This window comes from Paraburkholderia ultramafica (genome assembly GCF_902859915.1).
Taxonomy (GTDB): domain Bacteria; phylum Pseudomonadota; class Gammaproteobacteria; order Burkholderiales; family Burkholderiaceae; genus Paraburkholderia; species Paraburkholderia ultramafica.
Genome location: NZ_CADIKK010000022.1, coordinates 97,976 through 122,678, shown reverse-complemented (window position 1 = coordinate 122,678; position 24,703 = coordinate 97,976). Strand labels below are relative to the sequence as shown.

Genomic DNA, 24,703 nt, shown 5'->3' with positions numbered 1-24,703 from the left:
AGGTGCGGTGAATTGCACTGTCATCGTCGCACCCGGAAAGGAATGTCCGCCGCGCCGGCCATGACGGGGACGTCGGCCAACCGCCATACCGCGTCAGCGGTTTTGTTCAATACGGTTTATGCGCATAAAGTGGGCTGACCCGCCAATCGCCGTCACGGCAGGTAGCCGCCCCTTGTCCCTGCTTGCCCTATTGCCTGCTCCCCCCTTCACTCCAAATCACAACAACGGACCAACACGCATCACCGCCATGCGCGCCCACTGTCATCGCGTAAAAACGCAAAAACAGCAATATCGCGAAAAGAAAATTTCTCGCTGACCTACTCCGCAATCCAAAGCGAAGAATCCGTCGCCCCCACCGAACGTGAATTCTCCTCCGCCACCAGGTGCCACTCTCCCCGCGACCTCCTCATCGTCCGAACAGGCAAATCACCACCGCGAAGTGCCGCCACGCTCTCCTCTACCCGCTAAAATCCGGACGAGAAATCCCTCCGCGACAGACACACCTAACCACCAACCCGACACCCATGATCACCATCTATCACAACCCCCGCTGCTCCAAATCGCGCGCCACATGCGAGCTCATCACCCGTACCTACAACAGCGCCAACGAAGCAACGGAAATAGTCGAATACCTGAAACAGCCGCTCACCGTCACCCAACTCAAACAACTCAACGCTCAACTAGGCTGTCCAGTCCGCGAGATGATCCGCAACACGGAAGCCGAATACAAAGAACTCCAACTCGCGGACGCCACACTGACCGACGCTAAGTTATACGAAGCATTGACAAAGCACCCTATCCTCCTGCAACGGCCGATCGTCGTGCGAAACGGGCGAGCAGTGATCGGCCGCCCGCCCGAAAACGTTGCCGCGCTATTCGCCTGAGCGTCGAAACCAAACGATTCGCGTGACTCAACAAGCCCAAACACTAAAAGCTCAGTCACCAAAAAACTAGGCCTTGCCCGGCAGCGCCGCATCCTTCGTAACGATCTTCGTCGGAATGATGCGGAGTTCGCTGAACGTGTCCGCGATACGTTGCTGCTCCGCAAGTACGCTCGCATCAACGGGCTTGTAGATATGCGCATAGTGCCGCAAGCCCGCTTCGATCACGCTCGCGTCGAGCCCCTGAATGGGCGCAAGCTGCGCGGCGGCCTCGCCATAGTGACCTCGCACCCACGTCCCCTCCTTGCCGACTTCGTCCATCATGATTGCGAGCACCTCGCCGTTTTGCTGCGCGAATTGTCGCGCGCTCAGGCAAAACTGATGATGATTCACGATGCCCTCGGCATCCGCGAGTAAGCGCGCGTTCGACTGCCGCTTCGCCGCTTCGAGGAACGGATCCCAGATTGCCCATGCGTCAATGGCGCCTCGTTCAAAGGCCGCGCGTGCATCGGCGGGTGGCAGGTAGACGGGCTGAATCTCGCTGTACTTCACGCCGTTCTTCTGCAACGCGGCGACCAGAAACCAGTGCACGTCCGAGCCTTTGTTCAGCGCGATTTTCTTGCCTTTCAAATCGGACAATGTTTTGATCGGCGCATCCTGATGCACGAGGATGCCTTCGGCGTGTGGCGTCGGAATTTCATAGGCGGTGTAGACGAAGTTTGCGCCGGCGGCCTGCGCGAACACCGGCGGCGCCTCGCCGACATAGCCGAAGTCGATCGCGCCGACATTCAGCCCTTCGAGCAATTGCGGCCCAGCCGGAAACTCGGTCCACTTGACGGAGATGCCGAGCGGCGCGAGCCGCTTTTCGAGCGTGCCGTGTGACTTCAGCAACACCAGCGTACTGGCGGCTTTCTGATAACCGATGCGAAATACTTTCGCGTGCGCATCACCGGCGACCGCGGACCTGGAAATGACGGGCAACGTGGCGGCGGCCAGCGAAGCGCCCACGCCGGCAAGGAACGCGCGGCGCGTGAGCAGAGGATGACGGGACATGGAAGTGCTCGTTAAGAGACGGGCGCAAAACGGACCGATTGGCTCCGACGATAATTCGTCTACAAGCCTGGACGAACCGATAAATTCGCATAAGCAAATCACTCGAGCGGGCGAAGCGCCCGCGGCCGTGACCCGCTGGCGTCGCTGCGTTGAGCCGCGATCGCCCGCTACAATTTGTCACTCGCGCAAGACCGCGCGCGGTTGTGTCATTCGATTGAAAGGGACACCGTGAATCTACAACAACACTCACGCCGTGGGCATCCCACGACACTCAACTCATTCTGTCGTGTGCGCTTGGGCTCGCACTCGTCATCGTTTTCATCTGCGTGCCGAAGCTCGCGCCGTTTCTGTCAATTCTGGTCGGCTCGTTCGCGGCGGGTTTTGCCGCCGGCCTGCCGCTCGAAGCGGTCGCCAGCGCATTCAGCAAAGGTGCGGGTGCCTTGCTCGGCGACGTCGGCATCATCATTGCGCTGGGGGCGATGCTCGGTGCGCTGATGGCCGAATCAGGCGCCGCCGACCGGCTCGTGTCGACCATTCTCAAGCACTCCACGCCACGCACACTGCCGTGGATGATGGCCGCGGTCGCGCTGATCATCGGCTTGCCGCTCTTCTTCGAAGTCGGCCTCGTGATGATGGTGCCGATCATCTTCGTGATGGCGCGCCGCTCGCAGCAGCCGATCCTGCGCATCGCGATTCCCGCGCTGGCCGGCATGACCACGCTGCACGCGCTGCTGCCGCCGCATCCGGGTCCGCTGATCGCGGTGAGCGCGCTGCATGCCGACCTTGGTCTGACGCTCGGCCTCGGTTTGATCGTCGCGATTCCGGCGGTGATTCTCGCGGGGCCGCTCTATGGCATCTGGCTGTCCAAACGGATGCACGTGGCCGAGCCGGAAGAGATGGGCCAGATCTTCACCGCGCATCAAACCACCGCCGAGCCGCCGAGCTTCGCTATCTCGCTCGTCACGATTCTGTTGCCCGTCGTGCTGATGCTCGGCCGCACGGTCGCGAAGCTATTGCTTCAGCCCGAGACGTTCAGGATTTGAGACCGGGCTCTGTCTTTTCCTGGCGGCGAGGGCCGCTTACACTTGCCGGCAAGCGACGCGCACTCGGCGCGTCGCGCCCTTGAAAAGCGGAGCTACCGCCATGCTCGAACTGAGACCGACCTGTGAAGGATGCGGCAAGTCACTGCCGCCGAATGCGTCCGACGCGATGATTTGCACCTACGAATGCACCTTCTGCGAGGTCTGTGCGCTCAGCAGGTTGCGCAATGTGTGTCCGAACTGCGGTGGCAATTTCCAGCATCGGCCGATTCGCACGCGGGCGCAGCTCGAGAAGCATCCGGCGCGTACGCAAGCGCATGTCGGCGCGCTCGATGAAGCTTCGCACGCGCGGTTTTTCGAGCGCTATCGGGACACGCCGGCTGGCGAGCGTTAATCCAGGCGTGACGGTGCAGAAGCGCTGCGCGCATGTTGGCTCGATTGATAAAGCGTTGCACGCGCGCTTTTTCGATTGTTATCGGGAGGACGTGCTTGCGGATGAACTCTCCCCCGGCGCGCATGCGCTGCGCTATGCGCGCGCGTCGGCACGCTTGAAATGCCGCGTCGGCATCCACCCATGACCATGCGCGCTTGATACGCCGCCGCACACGTCAAGCGCTCGCGCCTGGTTTCACTTCTCTCTATCCACCGCGCCCGGCGTCGCAATTCCACTCGCCGCACGCGCCGCGACGCGCAGCAAACGAATCTGTTTGCGATAGTTACGACAGCCGCTGCAGGTCGGCAGATGCAGCCGTATCGCGACCCATTCGCCGGTCGTCAGCGAGCGGTCCAGCGCGTCGGACAACAGGCGCGTGATGTTCTTACACTTCCCCATTCGCATCCTCGCTGGATAGGCCTTTTTCGCTCAGGCAAGTGCGCAAGCGCAGCCGCGCGCGGTAGATCAGTACGCTGCAGTGATTGGCGTTGATCTGCAGTTCGGTGCAAATGGCCTCGGTATCGAGATCGAGGAACTCGCGCATCATGAAAACGCGCCCGATGTGTTCGGGTAGATGTTCAAGGCACATCTCGAACAAGGTCCAGAACTGCTGCCGGCACAGTGCGGTTTCAGGCGTTGGCCATGGGCGCGGCTTGGCGTCGCGTGACCAGTGGCCGTTGTCCTTGAACAGTTCGCGATCGAGCAACGCCTCGCCGTCGAGTTCGGCTTCGAGCGCCGACAGGTTGACCGTGCGTTGCCGGGCTCGCAAGGTGTCGACGAGCTTGTGCCGCAAGATGCCGAACACCCAGGTCTTGTGTTCCGACTGCGCGGCGAACCGGTCGGCTTGCGTCCACGCGGCGGTCAGGGCTTCCTGCACGGCGTCTTCAGCGGCTGCGGCATCGCGCAACTGCAAGCGGGCGAAGCGCACGAGGTCGCGCCGCAATTGCGCCAGATAAACGGGATCGTCGAGCGCCGGGCCGCTTATTTGCGCCATCGCATGCTCCGTCGGCGCGCCCGCGATTGCCGCGCGTGTTCTGCTGGGACGTTGTCGTTCATGAGCGGGTGGTTGTCCTCGCGCGGTCTTTGGATATGTGCGCCATTCTCCCGCACGTCCCGGCATAAGCGAATTGGTGTTGAACATATGACCGCCAGCAAAGGTTGACCGATGAGCTTGGTCGCGCTGCGCAGGCGGTTATGACAACAGAAACACATTATTGCGAAAATTGAAATCGAAGTCGGTGGTGTGCGTGGCGCGCGCTCACTTATGCGGCAGACAGGCTGCCAGATCAGCCCCCCGTCCCAGTCAGACGTTCGTTTCGATTATTTCACTGATTGAAAAAATGTCTTCCCGTCTTCGGTGTTTGTGGGCGAACACTGAATCGTTATTCTTCGTCCATCGATCGCACCCGATCGCGAACCAAACGCCGAAGAGGAGTAGCACCATGAAACGCATTCTTTCCGCCCTGATCGCTTCCGTCGCCCTGTTTGCAGCCGCTTCCGGCGCAGCTCACGCTGCCGCTCCGGCGCAGTGCAACGGCCCGGCATCGTACTGCAACGTGTTCTTCGGCAACTAATCGGCTGATGGGCACGGCCGTGTCCGGCGCAGACTCGTCGATGAGCAGGTTTCTCGAAGACAAAAAGAAGGGCGCCGAAAACTGAACGGCGCCCTTCTTTGCATTCAAGCACGTCACACGCCACTACCGCAGTCCGACGCAACAGCCGCACCCGCGCGCAAATGCGTCAAATCCTCGCCGTGCCAACGTGTTACGGTGGGTCAGCAGCTTGCAATTCTCCTGCGCGCTTCGCGCCGTCCCTCACGCAAACCAGCGATTCAACCAGCGGTCCACCAGCCAGCGGTCCAACGACGCAACTGCACGTCGCCGCATCAGCGGTCATTTTTTCCCGCTGCCCCGGGTTGCACCCGGTCGGACACCCCGGCAACACACATTTGCCTCAAATCGTCCTAGACCGAAAGCAGGCTTGATTGACAAGGCAAAAGTACCAGTTATCCACAAGGTTATTCAGCGTTTCTGTGGATAACTTTGCGGGCCGCGAGGTTATCCACCGGGCACGCCGCGCGCCGCCTGTCCCACGGCAACGAGAACAACCAGACGCCGGGATTTGGCCGCCCGCCGTCCCCACTCGCGCGGCTTTTGCCTATGATGGACGGTTCGTACCCTGTTGCGCGTCGAGCGCCCACATCAAGGAAGCGAACCATGGCCCATCACATTGCAGTCGTCGTCGGCAGCCTGCGCCGGGACTCGTTCAACCGTCAGATGGCGCACGCGGTAATTTCACTCGCGCCGTCCGACTTCACCTTCGAATTCATCGACATCGGCTCGTTGCCGCTGTACAGCCAGGACTACGACGCGGACTATCCCGAAGCCGGCAAGCAGCTGAAGCAGCGCATCGAAGCCGCCGACGGCCTGCTGTTCGTCACCCCCGAATACAACCGCTCGATGCCCGGCGTGCTGAAGAACGCGCTCGACTGGGGTTCGCGCCCGTGGGGCACGAATTCGTGGGCCAACAAACCCGCCGCGGTGATCGGCACGTCGCCCGGCGCGACCGGCACGGCGCTGGCGCAGCAGCATCTGCGCAACGTGCTGGCCTATCTCGACGTCGCGACCTTGGGCCAGCCTGAGGTGTTCATCAGGCACGACCCGGCGGTGATCAACGAAAAAGGCGAAATCGTGAACGACCGCACGCGCAAGTTCCTGCAGACTTTCGTCGACCGTTACGTCGTATGGGTCAAACGGCACGCCACCGCCTGAGCGCAGTCTTGCCATAGCTCGCGGATCAGACCGCTGAGCGTGAGGCGGCGGCCGTCATCGCTTCGACGGCCGTCGCCGCAACTCCCCCGTTTATATGTGGTGATGCCCCGTCACCCGTTCCCAGCCATGACGCACGGCAAGCTTGAAACGTTCCCACGTGCTGTCCGGCGAAGTGGTTTCCCAATGGCGTCGCGCTTCCGGTTCGATGTCGTCCCACGGACGGTCGCGGAAACGCGCGTCCTTGCCGATCTCCGCGCCATAGCGATACGCCGGCACGTAGTCTTCATATCGTGCGTTCTCGGCCGCGTATTGCTCGTCGTAGTGCGAGCGAAAGTCTTCTTCGTATTCCAGATACTCGTTCGGCATCTGGCCGCCCAGGCCCGCGGTCGGCTGCCCCGTTTCGGAGACGACTTCCGACGGCTGCATCACCGCGCCTGAGCCCGGCATCGAGCCGGCGGCGATCGCGCTGCGCCCCACATCGCCGACCAACGGGTCCGTCACCGGCTCGTTGACCGGATCGACCTTGGGCCGCTCATTGAGCGGCGGCGGCACGAACGGCTCGGCGTCGGTGCTTCCGGGCGGCACCGCGTACTGCGGATCGGCCGTGGTGGCCGCCCGGGTGGTGGCGCCCGGCGAGGTCATCCCGTGCTTCGCTACGCCGGGCGTCGTCACGCTCGCCGTGTGCGGCGAGCCCGGCATTACCGCGCCGATGCCGAGTTCATCGAGTATCGAATGCTCGCGTCGGTTTGCCGTTTGCGTATCCCAGTCGGGCAAGCGTTCGCCGATGTCCGTGGCCCCTAACTTCGCCAGCGTATTGCGGGCGAGTTCCGCATGCGACTCGCTCGCTGCGTTGACGCACACCAGCACGGCGCCGCGCCGCACGGCTTCGGTGTAGCGCGCGGTCTCGGCCGCGCGCGCGCCAGTGGTGAACAGACTCGACAGAAAGCGCTCGATATTCGCCAGCACGCCCGCGCTGGCGACTTCATCGGTTGCCGAGCCGACCGACGGTCCCGGGTTCGCCTGCAACTCGATGGCTTCGCGTGCGAAGCCGGTCCGCACGAGCGTGTCGCGGGCGCTTTCCGCTTGCGTATAGGTGTCGAATAAACCAATCACGGTATGTTGCATGGCTGTCTCCCGACATATTGAGGCGGCACGGGCGACGCTGGAGCGCCCCGCCCTCCTTCCCCGTTTGCGCTGCAACGATCATGCCGGGTGCGAGCCAGGTGCCCGCGCGCTCTCGCGCCCTGTCACGCCTGCCGATGCGAGATCGGCCACGTAAAAGCGCGGCGGGCCGCCGCCGCGCTTTTACAACGGTTGGTAAATGGCGCTCACGCCCATTCGCGGCCACCGGCGCGAGCTTTAGTCCGCCGGATGCGTCGCCGGGTCGGTGCCGGTTTGCGCGAGGTCGCGCTGGATCGTTTCGAGCAGTTTTTCCAGCAAGCCGATATCGAAGGGTTTGGAGAGCACCCGCACGTCCACGCGCCGCGCGCGGTCGAGTTCTTCCGCGTAGCCGGTGACGAGGATCACCGGCAGTTTGGTGTCGAAGGCCAGAACCGCCTCGGCCAGATCGATGCCGTTCATCGCGCCGGGCATATGAATGTCCGACAGCACCAGATCGAACGGCAGCGGCTCGCCGGTGCGTGCCCGCCGGGCGTGCGCATCGTCGAACAGACGCAGCGCCGTATCGGCGTTGAAGACGCACGTGACCTGGTGGCCCATCATCTGCAGCAGCGCTTCGGTGCCGGCGGCCACTTCCTCGTTGTCCTCGACCAGCAGGATGCGCAGCCCCTGCGGCGCGGCGCTCTGTTCGGTGGTCGCCTCCGCCGGCCCGGCGGTTTCAGGCTCGGCCGCGGCGCGCGGCAGATAGAGGCGCACCGAGGTGCCCGCGCCGACCGCGCTGTCGATCGCGGCGAGCCCGCCCGAACTCTCGCAGAACGCAAAAACCTGCGGCAAGCCGAGGCCGGTGCCCGTGCCTTTCGGCTTGGTCGTGAAAAGCGGTTCAAAAGCGCGTGCCAGCACATCGGGCGCCATGCCGACGCCGGTATCTTCGAGCGACAGTTGCACGAAGTCGCCGGTCAGCGGAAAACCGTCCTCGTGGCGGAACACGATGTTGGTGGCGCGCACCGTAAAGCGCCCGCCATTGGCCATCGCGTCGCGCGCGTTCACGGCAAGGTTGATCAGCGCCAGTTCGAACTCGGCGACGTCGACGCGCATCGGCCAGGTCTCGACGCCGGGATCGATCACCAGCGAAACCTTCGCGCCGAGCGACGCGCGCAGCAACTCGCGGCACGTCGGCAACCAGCGTTCGAGCGACAGCGTCTCGGTGCGCAACGGCTGCTTGCGCGCGACGCCGAGCAATTGCCGGGTGAGCGACTGGCCGCTCTTGAGCGCCCGCTCCATCGCCGACAGTTCGCGATCGAGCCCGGCCACGCTGCGCCGCCGCACGATCTGCACGTTGGCCGAGAGGATCATCAGCAGGTTGTTGAAATCGTGCGCGACGCTGCCGACCAGCGTGCCGAGCGCCTCCATCTTGCGCGACTGGCGATACGCGGATTCGATCGAACGGCGCATCGACGCTTCGGCCTGCCAGCGCTGCCACGCCTCCTCTTCCGCGCCGAGCCGCCGCAGCGACAGCCAGATCACGCACCACAGCGCGATCGACGGCGTGAACATCGACAGGATCAGAACGGCCAGGTGCCGATACCACGCGGCCCAGATCGCTGACGTGCGATAGCCGCACAGCACGTACACGGGATATGAACCGACATGCCGGAACGCGAGGATCAGATTGTCAGCGTCGACGTTCGAGCGCATGCGCACGACCCCGGCCCGTCGCCCCTGTGCGACCGCTTCGGCAAACGGCGAATCCGGCGCCATGGCGGCCGCCTCGCGCGGGGTGCGCGGATAATGCGCGAGCACCGCACCGTCCGTGCGGACCAGGCTCATGATCATCGGCGTGCTGTCGCTGCCGCCGAGCAGTTCGCGGTAGAACGCATCGAAATAGCTGGGCCGCAGCGCCACCGAGACCACCCCGGCGAACGAGCCGTCGGCGGCGCGCCGCTCCACGCCCATGTTGAACACCTGTTCGCCGGCAACGTGCCCGGTCATCACCTTCGACACGTGTTCGAGCTCGTTGCCGCCGCGAATGCCGACGAAGTCGTCGCGCGTACCGATCGACCGCGTCGGCGACGGGTAGTAGCGGCTGCTGGCGAGCAGCACCCCCTCGCGCCCGAAGATCGACACGGCGGCCACTTGCGGATAGCCGCCGCCCATCGTGCGGAGCTTGTCGTGAATCTCGGCTTCGCGGGCGCGGATGCCGTCGTCGTCCAGACCCTCGGTCAGATCGATGATGCGCGCGTCGAGCGTCTCGTTCATGTCGAACACTTTCAGCGCGTGCTCTTCCGCCACCCGCACCGTGCGCAGCGTCATATCGGTGGCGTCGGCCTCGCGCATGCGCAGATCGGTGAGCGCCATCGCCGCGACATAGACGCATGGCAGCACGATCGCCACGACCAGCAGCGCGATCAGCGTGATGCGCCGCACGTGAAAATTCTGTTCCGGTACAGCGGGGAACGACGCCTCGTCCGGCCGGTTGGCGGAACGGCGGGAAAGGCGGCTCGCGCGAGGCGGGTCGAACCGGTCTGGTGTCATTGTCGATAATGCCAAAGTCGTTCGGGACCAGGAGGCCTGGGAGTCGGCTTCATAGGAGAAGCATAGACACAGAGCGGCGGTAGAAGTTACCGTTGACTAACGGGCCGGCGCTGACCATACCCTATTCGTCTGTTCTTTAAACAGCGATGAATCGAAAAGCGCAAACGTATACAAAAGTATAAATATAAAAGAAAACGTTCTTGATCTATCCAAACATTTTTATAAATAGGCCTGAACGGAAAAATATCGTTGACGAATGCCAATCCGGAGAGTTGCCTTTGCGCAGTTTTGCTTCGAAAATCCATGCCACGAATAAAAATTCGTCTGCCATGTTCGGACGCATTTGCCGCGAGGGCAGCCAGACCGTGCATACCGTGCGCGAGTCGAGGCATTCGCGGAACCACGCGCGGCAAAGGGACCATCCTGATCCATGAAGCCGCGCAGATTGATCTACGGGGTAGGCTTCGAACATGCCGGTCATAGCCGTCGTCCACGGTGCGCGCTCGCAGTCATGCAGGCGGACCAGATCCGCCAGACACGCGTCGCCGCGCTCGCTCCCCGCTCGCACGCAACCTGCGCTTCAGCAGGCTTCACCGCACTTTGCCGCCGGTCGACAGACCTCGCGCTAAAGAAACCGCCTCTATGCGCCGTTAATGCGTAATAGCTAAACACGTTTTCCGACCCGCCCATGCCTTTGCCTATTGTGATCGCCGATGATTCGTTGCTTGCCCGCAAGGTGCTCACCAAGTCATTGCCGCCGGACTGGGATGTCGACGTGTCCTACGCATCGAACGGGCGCGAAGCGCTCGGTCTGTATCGCGAAGGCAAGGCGTCGGTGATGTTCCTCGACCTGACGATGCCGGACATGACCGGCTACCAGGTGCTGGAAGCGTTGCAGCATGAGGATCTGAACACCTTCGTGATCGTCGTCTCCGCCGATGTTCAGCCGATGGCCCAGGCGCGCGTGCGCGCGCTCGGCGCCGCCGCGTTCATCGCCAAGCCCGTGACGCCCCAGGCGGTACTGCCCATCCTCAAGGAGTACGGGTTGTATGTCTGAGCCAGTCCTCACCGAAGACCAGCGCGACGCGCTGCAAGAGGTCGCCAATCTGGCGATGGGCCAAGCCGCGACGCGCCTTGCGCGGCTGCTCGATGCGTTTATCGAATTGTCCGTGCCGCGCGTGAAGATGGTGGCGGTCAGCGACGCGGCGCAGGCGCTGCGGCAGATGACCGGGATCGAGGACACGGTGAGCGCGGTGCGCCAGGGCTTTCGCTCCGACATCAAGGGCGAGGCGCTGGTGATCTGCCGCAGCGACTGCATCGCGCAGTTGTGCTCGCTCGTCAGCGATCCGTACGCGCGCTCGAGCTATGAGGCGGTGAGTCAGAGGGAACTGGTGTTCGACGTCGCGAACGTGCTGACGGGCGCGTGCGTGTCGTCGATTCTCGATCAGTTCGGCCGCACGCCGGTGTTTTCCGCGCCCGGTCTGCTCGGCGAAGCAATGACGCTCGACGAGGTATTCCAGCCCGGCGTGCTGCAGCGGCAAGTCGCGCTGCTGGTCGAAGTGAATTTCGCGCTCGAGGATCACAGCTTCCGCGCGCACCTCGTGATGCTGATGGCCGAGGAGTCGATTCGCCATATGAACGGAGCGCTCGACGCGTTGTTGTCCAGCCTATGAATGCGTCCGTCGATTCGTTGAGCGATCTGGTGGTCGAGCGTGTCGGCTTCGGCATCTTCGTGCTCGACCGCGAGATGAACGTGCTCATGTGGAACCGCTTCATGCAGGATCACAGCGGTTTGTCGCCGGAACAGGTGGTCGGCAAGTCGTTGTTCACGCACTTTCCGGAACTGCCGCGCGTGTGGTTGTCGCGCAAGATCGAAAGCGTGTTTCAGCTCGGCAGCTTTGCGTTCAGTTCGTGGGAACAGCGGCCGTATCTGTTCAGGTTCGATCATGACCGCCCGATCACCGGCGGGGTCGATTTCATGCAGCAGGACTGCACGTTCATGCCGCTCACGCGCGATCGTGAAGTGGTCGCCGTGTGCGTGACGATCTCGGATGTCACGCATGTGAGCATCGTGCAGCGCGAGCGTGAAGAGGCGGTCGCCAAGCTCCAGGAGTACGCGGACCGCGACGGTCTGACGGGCATCGCCAACCGCCGTTTCTTCGAAGCGCGTCTGCGTGACGAATTCACGCGCTGGCAGCGTTACGGCGGCGACATGTCGATGCTGCTGTTCGATCTCGATCACTTCAAGAAAATCAACGACCAGTTCGGCCACGGCGTCGGCGATACGGTGCTGCGCGCGATGGCGCAACGCGTCGCCGAGGTGGTGCGGGCGCAGGACACGTTCGGGCGTTTCGGCGGCGAGGAGTTCGCGTTGCTGCTGCCCTGCACGCCGCTCGACGACGCGATGCGCGTTGCGGACAAGATTCGCTGCGTGATCGCCGATACGCCGGTCGAAGTGCTGGGCACGGGCGTGCCGGTGACGGCGAGCGTCGGCGGCGCGGCGGCGCGCGCGGGCGTGCCGACCTATGACGTGCTGATCAACGAGGCCGATGCGGCGCTGTATAGCGCGAAGCGGCAAGGACGCAACCGCTCGGTCTCGTTTGGCTGACGGGACGCGGCGTATCGCGCACGGCGCGGGAGCGGCGGCGTTTCTGCGCCGGCACGCGGCGTTTCGTTCCCGCGCGGCGCACCGCGCGTGGCCAGCGCCGCTTCGCCGCGCAGCCGGGGCTCCCTTCCTGCCCCTAATTTACCGGCGAAACTGCGGCGTCTCGCAAACGTTGATATACTTTTCGCCGTTCCGGCATCCCTGCCGGGTGTTTCGCGCGTGTCCGCGCGCGCGGACCCTCTGCCCTGCGGGTAGGCATCAAACCTCATTCAACGCCTTTCAGCGGGCGCCTCCAGCGGAGATCGTCTTGGCTGTTTCCAATCTTGTCGTGGACGATAAAGAAATCGACGCCGCTGCCGCCACGTCCGGCAGCTCGTTCTATCTCGCCATGCGCATCCTGCCGGCTGCGCAGCGCGATGCGATGTATCAGGTCTATGCGTTCTGCCGCGCCGTCGACGACATCGCCGACAGCGACATGCCGCGCGCCGAACGCGCCGCCGCGCTCGAGCGCTGGCGCGCCGACATCGACGCGTGCTATGCCGGCGCGCCGCGCACGTCGTTGCGCGCGCTGACGCGGCACATTCACACGTTTCATCTGCAACGCGAAGATTTTCACGCAATGATCGACGGCATGGCAATGGACGCCGCCGCCGACATCTGCGCACCCGACGAAGCCACGCTCGACCTCTACTGCGACCGCGTAGCCAGCGCGGCGGGCCGGCTGTCGGTGAGGATATTCGGGATGCAGGACGAGCCCGGCCGTCTGCTCGCGCATCATCTGGGCCGCGCGCTGCAACTGACCAACATCCTGCGCGATATCGACGATGACGCCGACATCAACCGCTGCTACCTGCCGCACGAATTGCTGGCGCGCGAAGGCATCGCGGTGACCAACCCGCTGCAGATCGCCGACGATCCGTCGCTGCCGCGCGTCTGCGCCGCGCTCGCCGAGCGCGCGCGGGAACACTTCGCCGCGTCCGATGCGATCATGGATCGCGAGCCGCGCAATCAGGTGAAGGCGCCGCGCATCATGTCGGGCGTCTATGGCCTGCTGTTCGAACGCACGCTGGAGCGCGGCTTCGACATTCCGCGCACGAAAGTCAGCAAGCCGAAGCTGCGCATGCTGTGGATCGTCGCGCGTTACGCGCTCTTCTGAGCTGATGCCAAAGCTCGTACATGTGGTCGGTGCGGGCCTCGCCGGCCTGGCCGCCGCAGTGCAGCTGCAGCGGCGCGGCGCGCAAGTCGTCCTGCATGAAGCGGCTGCCCAGGCCGGCGGCCGCTGCCGTTCGTACTACGACTCCAAGCTGGGCGCGACCGTCGACAGCGGCAATCACATGGTGCTGTCGGGCAATGCCGCAACGCTGAACTACATGCGGGCGATCGGCGCCGCCGACGAACTGACCGGCCCGCCGCAGCCCGAGTATCCATTCGTGGATCTGGCCACGCGGGCGCGCTGGACCGTGCGGATGTCGCCGGGCGCGCTGCCGTGGTGGATTTTCGATCCGAACGCGCGCGTGCCGAACACCGGTCCGGGCGACTATCTGGCGCTCGTGCCGCTGCTGTTCGCCAAACCGGGGCGCAGCGTCGCGCAAACGATGCGCTGCGACGGCCCGCTGTGGGAGCGCCTGCTGAGGCCGCTGTTTCACGCGATGCTGAACCTCGAGCCGCGCGAAGCATCGGCGGAACTGACCGGCGCAATGGTGCGCGAGACCTTGCTGGCCGGCGGCCTCGCCTGCCGGCCGCTGGTGGCGCGCAACGGTCTCGGCAGTGCGTTCGTCGATCCGGCGTTGCGCTTGCTGCAACACGGCGGCGCGACGATCAGGCTGGGTTCGCGGCTGCGGGAAATCGTCCTGGCAGCCAACGGCGGCCGCGTGCAGGTGCTGAATTTCGTCGACGAAAGCGTCACGCTCGAAGCGAACCAGGCGGTGATTCTCGCGCTGCCGCCGGAGATCGCGCCGACCCTCGTGCCGGGTCTGCGGGCGCCGACTCGCTTCGCGGCGACCGCCAACGTGCATTTTGCGGTCGAGCCACCGTTCGGTGTGCCGCCGGTCACCGGCCTGCTCAACTCGACGGCCGAATGGCTGTTCGCGTTCGACGAGCGCTTGTCGGTGACGGTCAACGCGGCCGAGCGTCTGCTCGACATGCCGCACGAAGCACTCGCGGGCACCGTCTGGGCTGAAGTGGCTCAGGCCGCCAATCTTCCCGCCGCGCCGATGCCGGCCTGGCAGGTCATGATGGAAAAATGCGCGACGTTTGCCGCGCTGCCGGACCAGGAAACGCTGCGTCCGGGCACGCGCACTCGCTGGAACAACCTGATGCTCGCGGGCGACTGGACGGCCACCGGCCTGCCCGCGACGATTGAAGGCGCGATCCGCTCCGGCCAGAAGGCCGCGGATACGTTGCTGAATGAACCGATGGAACGCCGATGAACGACTTATCTCAAGCCCAGCCGCTGGACGCGGTCCTGCCCGAACTCGCCGACGCGCCGCTCGACGCGCCGGTCGTCGAGACGCAAGCGTCCGCCGCCGACACGCAAGCGCCGGCCGCGTCGCTGGACGCCGCGATCACGCGCGCGACCGATGCGATTCTCGCCGCGCAAAAGCCGGATGGCCACTGGGTCTATGAACTCGAAGCCGACGCGACGATTCCCGCCGAATACGTGCTGCTGGTTCACTATCTCGGCGAAACGCCGAACCTCGAGCTGGAGCAGAAGATCGCGCGCTATCTGCGCCGCATCCAGTTGCCGAACGGCGGCTGGCCGCTGTTCACCGACGGCGCGCTCGACGTCAGCGCCAGTGTGAAGGCGTACTTCGCGCTGAAGATGATCGGCGACCCGGCGGATGCCGAACACATGGTCCGCGCACGCGAGGCGATTCTGGCCCACGGCGGCGCGGAGAACGTGAACGTCTTCACGCGGATTCTGCTCGCGCTGTTCGGCGTGGTGTCGTGGCGCGCCGTGCCGATGATGCCCGTCGAGATCATGCTGTTGCCGATGTGGTTCCCGTTCCATCTGTCGAAGGTGTCGTACTGGGCGCGTACCGTGATCGTGCCGCTGCTGGTGCTCAACGCGAAGCGGCCGCTCGCGCGCAACCCGCGCCGTGTGCGGATCGACGAGCTGTTCCGCGGCGCGCCGGTCAACACCGGCATGAATCACCGCGCACCGCATCAGCATGCCGGCTGGTTCAGCTTTTTCCGCAGCGTGGACGCGGTGCTGCGCGCGGTCGACGGCCTGCTCCCGAAAGTCACGCGCGAGCGCGCGGTGCGCGCGGCGGTGGCCTTCGTCGACGAGCGGCTGAACGGCGAAGACGGCCTCGGCGCGATTTTCCCCGCGATGGCCAACTCGGTGATGATGTACGACGTGCTCGGCTATCCGGCCGATCATCCGACTCGCGCGATCGCGCGCGAGTCGATCGACAAGCTGCTCGTTATCAAGGATGACGAAGCATATTGCCAGCCGTGTCTGTCGCCGGTATGGGACACGTCGCTCGCCGCGCACGCGCTGCTCGAAACCGGCGAAGCGCATGCCGAGCAGGCGGCCGAACGCGGGCTCGCGTGGCTGCGTCCGTTGCAGATTCTCGACGTGCGTGGCGACTGGATCTCGCGCCGGCCGAATGTGCGGCCTGGCGGCTGGGCGTTCCAGTACAACAACGCGCACTACCCGGACGTCGACGATACGGCGGTGGTCGTGATGGCGATGGATCGCTCGGCGAAGCTCACGCAATCCACTGTCGATCGCGAAGCCATTGCGCGCGCGCGCGAATGGGTGGTCGGCATGCAGAGCAGCGATGGCGGCTGGGGTGCGTTCGAACCGGAAAACACCCAGTACTACCTGAACAACATTCCGTTCTCCGATCACGGTGCGTTGCTCGATCCGCCGACTGCGGACGTGTCGGGCCGCTGTCTGTCGATGCTCGCGCAACTCGGTGAATTGCCGCAAGGCAGCGAGCCGGCGCAACGCGCGTTCGACTACATGCTGCAGGAGCAGGAGTCGGATGGCAGCTGGTACGGCCGCTGGGGTCTGAACTACATCTACGGCACGTGGACCGCGCTGTGTTCGCTGAACGCCGCCGGCATGCCGCACGACGACCCGCGCATCAAGCGCGCCGCGCAATGGCTGCTGTCGATCCAGAATCCGGATGGCGGCTGGGGCGAGGGCGGCGAGAGCTACAAGCTCGACTACCGCGGTTACGAGCGCGCACCGAGCACGGCGTCGCAGACCGCGTGGGCGCTGATGGGCCTGATGGCGGCGGGCGAGGTCAATCACGAAGCCGTCGCGCGCGGTATCGATTATTTGCAGAACGAGCAGCGCGAGCATGGTCTGTGGGACGAAACGCGCTTCACCGCGACCGGGTTCCCGCGCGTGTTCTATCTGCGTTACCACGGCTATCGCAAGTTCTTCCCGCTGTGGGCGTTGGCGCGCTTCCGCCATCTGAAGCGCAACGGACTCACGCGCGTCGCGGTCGGGATGTAACGGATGCCGCTTTCGACAACGCCGTCAGCCGATGCCGGCCGCAGCAGCTTGCCGGTGATCGTGGTGACGGGCATGGCGTTCGAAGCGCGGATCGCGCGCGGTGAGGGCGTCGAGGTGGTGTACGCGGCGCGCGCCGATCTGCTCGAACGCGCGTTGAGCGCGGCGGTTGCGCGCGGCTGCTCGGGCATCGTCAGTTTCGGCACGGCGGGCGGTTTGGCGCCGGCTCTGGAGCCGGGCTCGCTGATCGTCGCGGACGCCGTCGAAGGGCCGTTTGGGCGCGTCGAGACCGACCGGCGTTGGGCCGACAGGCTCGCCGCCGCGATGGCGGCAGCGCCGCTCGCGACGCGTCTGCAACGCGGTCTGATGGCGGCGGTCACCGCGCCTTTGGTGACGGCTGACGACAAGCGTGCGTTGCATCGCTCGACCGGCGCGTTGGCGGTGGATATGGAGTCGCACATCGCCGGCGCAACGGCCGCCGCGCACGGGCTGCCGTTCGCCGTGTGCCGGGCGATTGTCGATCCGGCATGGCGCACGCTGCCTTCGGCTGCCACTGCCGGCCTGCGCGACGACGGCAGCACGGCTCTCGGGCCGATTCTGCGGGAGTTGCTGCGGCAGCCGTCGCAGCTCGGCGCGCTGATTCAGGTTGCCGTCGACGCCCGCGCCGCGCGGACTTCGCTGGTGCAGGCGCGGCAGGCGATGGCCGAGGCTGGGGCTTTGCGGATGGCTGCTGTCGTTTGACGGTTTAGGCCACGGCGCGGCGTGTATCGCGCCTTTGCGCGCCGTAGTTGTACTGCCGGTTCTGTTCATTCCCGCCAGCTTGTAGCCCGTCCTCACGGGACGCCCGTTCTGGGCGTCCCGCGGCGCATTCCCATGCCTTGCGCACCTTCTCCGAATCCCTATTGCACGACCGGTGCCGCAGCCGGCTGCTTGTCGTCGGCCGGTGCGGTCTGAGGCGCCGGTGTGCCTGACGCGGCTGCGGGTGCTGTGGCCGGCGGCGCGGCCGGCATGGCGCCCGCCGCGCCGCTGGCCGGGGTGTCGCCTGGATCGGTGTAGTCGGGTACGCCTGCCGGCGCGCCCGTAGCTGCTCCAGAGGCCGCCTTCGGGGCTTCGGCGGCGTCGCCCGGGTCTGCGTAGTTCGGCAAGCCACCGGCCGCCGGAGCGCCCGTAGCGGGAGCCGCAGGAGCCGTCCCGCCCGAATCGTCCTGGTCCTCGTAGTTCGGCGGCGGCGCGGTGTTGTCGCTCGTGCCGCGCAGACGCGCGCGGCGTTGCTGCGTGTACGCGTCACGCACGAACGAGTATTTGTCCAGCGCGGCCTGCTGCAGCAAATCGGTTGCGCCCAGCAGGTCGGAACGCACGCTCACGAACTGCAGTATGTACAGCGGATTGCGCACCGCTGGTTCAATGTAGTTCAACGGGTTGAACTTCACATCCACGATAAGGCCCATGCTGTCACGCACGGTGCTCGGCCCGAACAGCGGCAGGACCAGAAACGGGCCCGACGGAATGCCCCAGTGTCCCAGCGTCAGGCCGAAGTCCTGGTGGTGCTTGGGCAGACCGGCCGGCGTTGCCCAGTCGAGCAGCCCGCCCAGGCCGAAGACCGAGTTCAACGCGAATCGCATGATGTCTTCCGTCGCGTCGGTGAACTTCAGTTGCAACAGCGCGTTCGCGGCGTTGTTCAGATCGCCGAGGTTCGAGAAGAAGTTGCTGACAGCGGTGCGCAACGGCTGCGGCGTCACCTTCTGATAGCCCTTGGCAACCGGCGCCGCGACGTAGCGGTCCACCCCGTCGTTGAAATTGAACACGACCCGGTTCATCGGTTCGAACGGGTCGCCGGGCTTGCGGTCGGGACCGGTCGCGCAACCGGAGATCAACCCCGTAGCGACGAGCGCCAGCGCAGTGTTACGCAGCTTCATGCTTATTTTCCTTTATGCTTCGCGCGACGTTGGCGCGGCTTGCCCATGAGCACCGGTTGAAACACCACCGCGCCGATCAGCGTGCAAAACAGCGAAAGCGCCAGCAGTCGTCCCATGCTGGACGTCCCAGGATGGTGCGATAGCCAGAGACTGCCAAACGCCGTCGCCGTGGTCGCCGCGCTGAACAGTACGGCGTGCGTCAAGCTCGACTGCAACAGGCCGGTCTGGCCGTTGCGCCAGGCCATCACGAAATAGATCTTGAATGCCACGCCGACGCCGAGCATCAGCGGCAACGCGATGATATTCGCAAAGTTCAGCGGCATGCCGAACACCACGCACAATTCCAGCGTCACGAGCGCCGAGACCAGCAGCGGTACCAGCGTGCGCAGCACGTCGCTGATCCGCCGCAGCGCGATCCACAGCAGGATCGCAATCGACAGCAGCGCGTAGGCGGCGGCTTGCAGGAACGCCTTGATGATCGTGTCGGCCGAATGCAGGATCGAAATCGGCCCGCCGATCGCGCCCGGCTCCGCCTTCTTCACCGCGTGGGCGAAACGGGCGAGCACCGCGTCGTCGTTCGGATCGGCGCCGGGTTGGATCTTCGGCGCGATGTCGACAAGCGCGCGGCCGTCCTTCGACACCCAGGCGGCGGAGATGGGTTTGGGCAGGTTCTCGCGCGTGATCTCGGTTGGTTGCAGCAGGTTCTCCAACTGCTTCAACGCGATGCGCAGCGTGTCGGACATCGCGGTCTCGGCACGCTCGCGCGTGGCGGCGTTCGCGTCGGCCAGCTTTTGCAGCGTCGCCGACAGATGCCTGGCTTCGGCGGCGCCTGGGCCCGGATGATCGTCGGCGGCGAGCGACAACTGGTTCGACGCGCGCTTGAGCGCGGCGACGCGCACCGCGTCAGTGGCCTGCTGCGCGGGCTGCTGCTGCAACGCGGGCAACAACTGCTGCGCGGCGCTCGCGAGCAGCATCATCTTTTGCTGCTGCTCGGTTGGAATGAACGTGTTCAGCGTGGTGACGCGGCCCACTTCCGGCAGCGCGCGCAAACGCGCGGCCATCAGCTCGGCCGCAGCGAGCGACGGCGCGAGCGCATTCACGTTGTTGACCGCAGCTTCCGGCGAATCCTTCAGCGACAGCAGCGTCGCCATCGATTCCGTATGCGGGTCTTTCAGGTGCAGCGGGTTGAAGTCGAACCGCAGATGCGTGAGCAACGGCGCCGCCCCGATCACGACGATCAGCGTGCCGATCAGCACCGGCTTGCGGTGGTGATCGAGGAAATCGTCGACGGGCGCGAGCTGCTTGAAGCCTGGCGAACCGGCTTCGCCCGGCGGATTGAAGGCTTTGAGCAGGGCCGGCAGCAGCGTCATGTTGGTCAGGTACGCGATGAACATGCCGACGCCGGCGATCTGGCCCAGCTCCGACACGCCCCGGTAGGCGGTCGGCAGGAACGAGAAGAAGCTCAGCGCGACTGCGACTGCCGCGAGGGTCAGCGGCACGCCGATGCTGTGCGCCGTATGCATCAGCGCGGCGGAGAGGCGGTTGTCGCGGTTGCGCTCCTCTCGGTATTTGACGCCGAACTGCACGCCGAAATCGACCCCGAGCCCGATGAACAGCACCATGAACGCGACCGAAATCATGTTGAGCGCGCCTACCATCATCAGGCCGAGCGCGGCGGTGATCGCGAGACCGACGAACAGCGTGATGAACACGGCGGCGATCATGCGGCCCGAACGCAGCGCCAGCCACAGAATGACCAGCACGACGATGAACGTGCCGATGCCGTTGAGCACCGCGCCGTCCTGGACCGAGGCGAACTCTTCGTCGGCGAGCGGCTGTTCGCCGGTCAAACGGATCGTCGCGCCATAGCGTGAGTCGAGGTGCAGCGCCGCGGCGGTGTCGCGGATTGCTTTGGACGCGGTGGCGCCCGGTTCCAACGCGTCGTAGTTGACGACCGGCTGCACGATCACGAACGCGCGCGCCGGATCGGTCGCGACGCTCTTGTCGACCAGCGCGCGCCACGAGAACGCCGCTGGCTGTCCGGCCAGCACGCGGTCGAGCGTGTTCGCGCTTTGCGATAGCAGATGGCTCATGTCGGCGAGCTTCACCTGGCCGAGTTGCAGCGGCAGCAGCAGGGTCGTGGTCAGCGTGCCGGCGAGGCCGGTCAGGCTCGGATCGTGGGCGAGGGTGTTGACGAGCGGGCGCGACTGGACGAGCTGCGAGGTGGTCGACATCACCTCGTCGGTCGACGGAAACAGAAGGCCGTTGTGTTCGAAGAACGGGCCGCCGGCGGGCTGCGACACCGCGACGAACTCCTTCGGATCGGCCTTGAGCGCGGCGGTCAGCGCATTGGCAGCGGCGTCGGCGAATTCAGGCGCGCGCGCTTCGACCACCACCAGCACGGTTTGACCGCGATCCGGAAAGGCCTGGCTCATCGCGTCTTCGAACTTCGACCATTGCTTGTCAGTCTCGATGAGACGGCTGATGTCCGTGTTGATCTTGAAGTTAAACACGACATAGAAGCTGCTCAAAACGGCGAGCACGAGCGACAGTGCGATGATCCTGCGCGGATGACGCACCGAATAGGCGACGAGACGGACAATAGATGACTTCAGCATGTAGGCGAACGTAGCCTTATCACGGATGTTGTTTTTGACGAAAGTGCACAAGTATACAGAGCCGGAGCACTCCAACCCGACTTCGATAGCAAGTGCGGCTCACGAAGGGGCTTTCAGGGGCGGGAACGCAATCTCGGTATACTGGTCTATCTTGCTGTCGTCTCGGGCTCGCAAGCCCGCCGGCGCTTACTTTTCTCTCAGATCCTGGCGAACGTATGAAACGTTATCTGTCTGCTTTTCTGGCTGCGGCCGTGGTATCCACTGCGGCCTACGCGCAAAGTGCGCCTGATGCGCTGGTAAAAAGTGCCGTCGAGGGCACGGTTGCCGCGATGAAGGCCGATCCCCAGGCACGCGGCGGCGACATGGCGAAGATCACCCAGCTGGTCGAGACGCGCTTCGTGCCGGCCACCGACTTCCAGCGCACGACGCGAATCGCGGTCGGCAAGGCGTGGGCCACCGCGACCCCTGAGCAGCAAAAGCAACTGTACGAGCAGTTTACGCTGCTGCTGGTGCGCACTTACGCTGCTTCGCTCTCGCAGTTGCGTGACCAGGACGTGCAGTTCAAGTTTCTACCGGTGGATTTGCCGGCCGGCGCGAAGGACGTCGTCGTGCAATCGCACGTGATCAGCAATGGCGGTGACGATGGGATCGACTACCGGCTGACCAAGGGTCCGTCCGGCTGGAAGATCTACGACATCAACATGATGGGTGCGTGGCTGATCCAGGTGTATCAGACGCAATTCGCCGACCAGATTGCCAAAGGCGGGATCGACGGGCTGATCAAGTTCCTGACCGCGCATAATGCGCGCAGCGCCGGTTAAAGTCCGACTGTTTTCAAGCTGGCTTCAAGCTGGCAAAAGAAAAAGCGCGGTGGCCATCGAGCCACCGCGCTTTTTTTATCGTGCGCAACCTGGGGCGGTGCGGAGCCGCCCCATTGAACCGTCAGTGCGCGGCCGTAGCCGTCTGCACCTTCTTGCCCTTGCCGGCGACCTTGATCTCTTCCAGCTTGATCTCGACGTGGCGGGAAAACACATATTCGGCAGGGCGCTGCTTGTCCAAAGGAATATCCTGGGTGAAAGCACCCGAGGTCTTCGGCCCACGCAGGCTGACCTTCAACGCCTTCAGCGGGTGCGCCACCGTATCCATCACGGCCGTCGCTTCGAAGCCGCAATGGACCATGCAGTCGGCGCACTTCTCGTAGTTACCGGTGCCGTAGTTGTCCCACTGCGTGGTTTCCATCAGTTCCTTGAAGGTCTTCACATAGCCTTCGCCGACCAGATAGCACGGCTTCTGCCAGCCGAACACGGTACGCGCCGGGTTGCCCCAGGGCGTGCACTCGTACGTCTGATTGCCGGCCAGGAAGTCGAGGAACATCGCCGACTGGCTGAACGACCAGTTCTTGCCGTTGTTGCCGCGCTTGAAAATTTCGCGGAACAGATGCTTGGTCTTGTCGCGGTTCAGGAAGTGCTGCTGGTCCGGCGCGCGTTCATATGCATAACCCGGCGAAACGGTGATGCCGTCCACGCCCATCGGGCCCAGCGTGTCGAAGAACGCGGCCACGCGTTCCGGCACCGCGTCGTTGAACAACGTGCAGTTGATGTTCACGCGGAAGCCACGGCGCTTCGCTTCGCGAATCGCCGCCACTGCCTTCTCGTACACACCTTCCTGCGACACCGAGTGATCGTGCGCTTCCTTGTCGCCGTCCAGGTGGACCGACCAGACGAAGTACGGATTCGGCTCGTAGTCGTCCATCTTCTTTTCCATCAGCAGCGCGTTCGTGCACAGGTACACGAACTTCTTGCGCGCGATGATGCCCTTCACGATCTGCGGCATTTCCTTGTGCAGCAGTGGCTCGCCGCCTGCGATCGACACCACCGGCGCGCCGCATTCGTCGACTGCGCCGAGGCATTCTTCCAGCGACAGGCGCTGGTTCAGGATGGGATCCGGATAATCGATCTTGCCGCAGCCATTGCAGGCGAGGTTGCAGCGGAACAGCGGCTCCAGCATCAAGGCGAGCGGGTAGCGTTTGTTGCCGGAGAGGTGCTGACGCATGATGTATGCGCCGACCCGAACTTTCTGTAGCAGCGGAATAGACAAGACGTCCTCCTTAAACTTCGCGTGCGGCGAGTGGTTGCATCAGTTTCGATGGCAACTTGAATTCGACTTTCTCTTCACGGCCCGCCATCGTCGTGACATCGACGGGCCCCAATGCGCTCAGCGCATCGATGACGTTTTTCACCATCTCTTCCGGCGCCGAAGCACCGGCTGTGATGCCGACGGTCTGCACGTTGGCAAACCATTCCGGCTTCACTTCCGAACCGTCGGCGACGAGATAGCTCGCCACGCCGCTTTCGCTGCCGATCTCGCGCAGCCGGTTCGAGTTGGAACTGTTGGTTGCGCCCACCACCAGCAGCACGTCGACCTGCTTGCTTAGCTCACGCACCGCCGCCTGGCGGTTTTGCGTCGCATAGCAGATGTCGCGCGTATCGGGCCCGACGATGTTGCTAAACCGGCGCAGCAACGCGTCGATGATGCCGCGCGTGTCGTCCACCGACAGCGTGGTCTGCGTGACATACGCGAGCGGCGTGTCGAGCGGCAGGTCCAGATACGCGACCTCGGCCTCGCTCTGCACCAGCAGCACCTTGCCTGGAATCTGGCCGATCGTGCCTTCCACCTCAGGATGCCCGGCGTGGCCGATCAGAATCAGCGTGCGGCCGGCGCCGACATATTGTCGACCTTGCACATGCACTTTGGTGACGAGCGGGCAGGTTGCGTCGAGCACGTCGAGGCCGCGCGCTTGCGCATCGCGTTCGACAGTTTGAGCGACGCCGTGCGCGCTGAAAATCGCCACGGCGCCTTGCGGCACTTCATCGAGTTCCTCGACGAAGCGCGCGCCTTTATCACGCAGATTGTCGACCACGTGGCGGTTGTGGACAATCTCGTGACGTACATACACGGGCGCGCCGTGTTGCTGTAGCGCGCGATCGACGATCTCGATTGCGCGAACAACACCCGCACAAAAGCCGCGGGGCTGAGCAAGGATGACTCGCATAAGTTGGCGAACTCCGACTGACGCGGGTTTCGAAGAAGTCGGTAAATCTGACTTTATCGCCGCGATCATCTAATTAGTTGACGTCTTGAGCCCGGCGAGGGGCCGGTACAGCAAAACCAAACGCGCATTCTAACGCTATCAGGCCAGCTTTGCTTTTCGCGCGCCCCTTGTGTTGGGCGGTTGCCGCAGTCGCGGCGTGCCGTTCGGCGCCGCGT

Annotated in this window: 22 protein-coding genes and 1 pseudogene; 14 read left to right on the top strand and 9 right to left on the bottom strand. The window is 64.4% G+C overall.

Annotated features, from left to right (window positions below; all coding sequences use genetic code 11):
• Window positions 1-524 precede the first annotated feature (524 nt).
• Window positions 525-884 carry an arsenate reductase (glutaredoxin) gene (arsC, locus tag HV744_RS22980; RefSeq protein WP_175151692.1) on the top strand — a complete coding sequence of 120 codons (360 nt, stop codon included), beginning with the start codon at window positions 525-527 and terminating at the stop codon, window positions 882-884.
• A 66-nt stretch (window positions 885-950) separates the two neighbouring features.
• Here arsC and HV744_RS22975 read toward each other — a convergent pair whose 3' ends face one another.
• Window positions 951-1,934 (bottom strand): sulfonate ABC transporter substrate-binding protein, encoded by a 984-nt coding sequence (locus HV744_RS22975; protein ID WP_175151691.1) that lies wholly within the window; start codon window positions 1,932-1,934, stop codon window positions 951-953.
• A 278-nt stretch (window positions 1,935-2,212) separates the two neighbouring features.
• Here HV744_RS22975 and HV744_RS22970 point away from each other — a divergent pair.
• The 3 genes and pseudogenes from HV744_RS22970 to HV744_RS22960 all read left to right on the top strand — a co-directional run.
• Window positions 2,213-2,965: pseudogene (locus HV744_RS22970) on the top strand (GntP family permease); the annotation flags it as partial.
• 112 nt (window positions 2,966-3,077) lie between these two features.
• A complete protein-coding gene (locus HV744_RS22965; protein WP_175151690.1) occupies window positions 3,078-3,368 on the top strand; it encodes a DUF1272 domain-containing protein in 291 nt (96 codons plus the stop codon).
• Window positions 3,307-3,552, top strand: a complete 246-nt coding sequence (locus HV744_RS22960) for a hypothetical protein (protein WP_175151588.1) — start codon at window positions 3,307-3,309, stop codon at window positions 3,550-3,552. The genes HV744_RS22965 and HV744_RS22960 overlap by 62 nt, the downstream gene beginning before the upstream one ends.
• 50 nt (window positions 3,553-3,602) lie before the next feature.
• Here the strand turns inward: HV744_RS22960 and HV744_RS22955 are convergent, their stop codons facing one another.
• A complete protein-coding gene (locus HV744_RS22955; protein WP_175151689.1) occupies window positions 3,603-3,806 on the bottom strand; it encodes a zf-HC2 domain-containing protein in 204 nt (67 codons plus the stop codon).
• Window positions 3,793-4,401, bottom strand: coding sequence for an RNA polymerase factor sigma-70 (locus tag HV744_RS22950; protein ID WP_175151688.1), 609 nt, complete (start codon window positions 4,399-4,401; stop codon window positions 3,793-3,795). The genes HV744_RS22955 and HV744_RS22950 overlap by 14 nt, the downstream gene beginning before the upstream one ends.
• A gap of 448 nt (window positions 4,402-4,849) precedes the next feature.
• Between HV744_RS22950 and HV744_RS38045 the strand changes: the two genes are divergently transcribed.
• Complete coding sequence (locus HV744_RS38045) at window positions 4,850-4,981, top strand: hypothetical protein (protein WP_257030615.1); 132 nt, start codon at window positions 4,850-4,852, stop codon at window positions 4,979-4,981.
• Window positions 4,982-5,623: 642 nt separating this feature from the next.
• On the top strand, window positions 5,624-6,178 hold the full coding sequence (locus HV744_RS22945) for an NADPH-dependent FMN reductase (protein WP_175151687.1): 555 nt from the start codon (window positions 5,624-5,626) through the stop codon (window positions 6,176-6,178).
• Between the two features lie 90 nt (window positions 6,179-6,268).
• Here HV744_RS22945 and HV744_RS22940 read toward each other — a convergent pair whose 3' ends face one another.
• Together HV744_RS22940 and HV744_RS22935 are read right to left on the bottom strand one after the other, a co-directional pair.
• Window positions 6,269-7,303, bottom strand: a complete 1,035-nt coding sequence (locus tag HV744_RS22940; RefSeq protein WP_175151686.1) for a hypothetical protein — start codon at window positions 7,301-7,303, stop codon at window positions 6,269-6,271.
• Between the two features lie 234 nt (window positions 7,304-7,537).
• Entirely contained in the window at window positions 7,538-9,829 is a 2,292-nt protein-coding gene (locus HV744_RS22935; protein ID WP_175151685.1) for a hybrid sensor histidine kinase/response regulator, read from the bottom strand.
• A 688-nt stretch (window positions 9,830-10,517) separates the two neighbouring features.
• Here HV744_RS22935 and HV744_RS22930 point away from each other — a divergent pair.
• From HV744_RS22930 to HV744_RS22900, 7 genes are all read left to right on the top strand, one after another.
• Window positions 10,518-10,886 carry a response regulator gene (locus tag HV744_RS22930; protein ID WP_175151684.1) on the top strand — a complete coding sequence of 123 codons (369 nt, stop codon included), beginning with the start codon at window positions 10,518-10,520 and terminating at the stop codon, window positions 10,884-10,886.
• Window positions 10,879-11,502, top strand: a complete 624-nt coding sequence (locus HV744_RS22925) for a chemotaxis protein CheC (protein WP_175151683.1) — start codon at window positions 10,879-10,881, stop codon at window positions 11,500-11,502. The genes HV744_RS22930 and HV744_RS22925 overlap by 8 nt, the downstream gene beginning before the upstream one ends.
• Entirely contained in the window at window positions 11,499-12,437 is a 939-nt protein-coding gene (locus HV744_RS22920) for a sensor domain-containing diguanylate cyclase (protein ID WP_175151682.1), read from the top strand. Before HV744_RS22925 ends, HV744_RS22920 begins: the two co-directional genes overlap by 4 nt.
• Before the next feature lie 304 nt (window positions 12,438-12,741).
• A complete protein-coding gene (gene hpnD / locus HV744_RS22915; protein ID WP_175151681.1) occupies window positions 12,742-13,590 on the top strand; it encodes a presqualene diphosphate synthase HpnD in 849 nt (282 codons plus the stop codon).
• 4 nt (window positions 13,591-13,594) lie between these two features.
• Window positions 13,595-14,863 carry a hydroxysqualene dehydroxylase HpnE gene (hpnE, locus tag HV744_RS22910; RefSeq protein ID WP_175151680.1) on the top strand — a complete coding sequence of 423 codons (1,269 nt, stop codon included), beginning with the start codon at window positions 13,595-13,597 and terminating at the stop codon, window positions 14,861-14,863.
• Window positions 14,860-16,905 (top strand): squalene--hopene cyclase, encoded by a 2,046-nt coding sequence (shc, locus tag HV744_RS22905; protein ID WP_175151679.1) that lies wholly within the window; start codon window positions 14,860-14,862, stop codon window positions 16,903-16,905. Before hpnE ends, shc begins: the two co-directional genes overlap by 4 nt.
• 3 nt (window positions 16,906-16,908) lie before the next feature.
• A complete protein-coding gene (locus HV744_RS22900; protein ID WP_175151678.1) occupies window positions 16,909-17,643 on the top strand; it encodes a phosphorylase in 735 nt (244 codons plus the stop codon).
• 158 nt (window positions 17,644-17,801) lie between these two features.
• Here the strand turns inward: HV744_RS22900 and HV744_RS22895 are convergent, their stop codons facing one another.
• Together HV744_RS22895 and hpnN are read right to left on the bottom strand one after the other, a co-directional pair.
• Window positions 17,802-18,818 carry an MlaA family lipoprotein gene (locus tag HV744_RS22895; protein ID WP_175151677.1) on the bottom strand — a complete coding sequence of 339 codons (1,017 nt, stop codon included), beginning with the start codon at window positions 18,816-18,818 and terminating at the stop codon, window positions 17,802-17,804.
• Window positions 18,819-18,820: 2 nt separating this feature from the next.
• Window positions 18,821-21,436 carry a hopanoid transporter HpnN gene (hpnN, locus tag HV744_RS22890; protein ID WP_175151676.1) on the bottom strand — a complete coding sequence of 872 codons (2,616 nt, stop codon included), beginning with the start codon at window positions 21,434-21,436 and terminating at the stop codon, window positions 18,821-18,823.
• A 215-nt stretch (window positions 21,437-21,651) separates the two neighbouring features.
• Here hpnN and HV744_RS22885 point away from each other — a divergent pair, with 215 nt between their 5' ends.
• Window positions 21,652-22,257 (top strand): MlaC/ttg2D family ABC transporter substrate-binding protein, encoded by a 606-nt coding sequence (locus HV744_RS22885; RefSeq protein WP_175151675.1) that lies wholly within the window; start codon window positions 21,652-21,654, stop codon window positions 22,255-22,257.
• A 121-nt stretch (window positions 22,258-22,378) separates the two neighbouring features.
• On the opposite strand, the gene hpnH is transcribed toward HV744_RS22885, so the two are convergent.
• Together hpnH and ispH are read right to left on the bottom strand one after the other, a co-directional pair.
• Window positions 22,379-23,533 carry an adenosyl-hopene transferase HpnH gene (hpnH, locus tag HV744_RS22880; RefSeq protein ID WP_175151674.1) on the bottom strand — a complete coding sequence of 385 codons (1,155 nt, stop codon included), beginning with the start codon at window positions 23,531-23,533 and terminating at the stop codon, window positions 22,379-22,381.
• A gap of 10 nt (window positions 23,534-23,543) precedes the next feature.
• The gene (gene ispH, locus HV744_RS22875; RefSeq protein ID WP_175151673.1) at window positions 23,544-24,488 is read right to left on the bottom strand and encodes a 4-hydroxy-3-methylbut-2-enyl diphosphate reductase; all 945 of its coding nucleotides are present in this window, start codon (window positions 24,486-24,488) and stop codon (window positions 23,544-23,546) included.
• Window positions 24,489-24,703 lie beyond the last annotated feature (215 nt).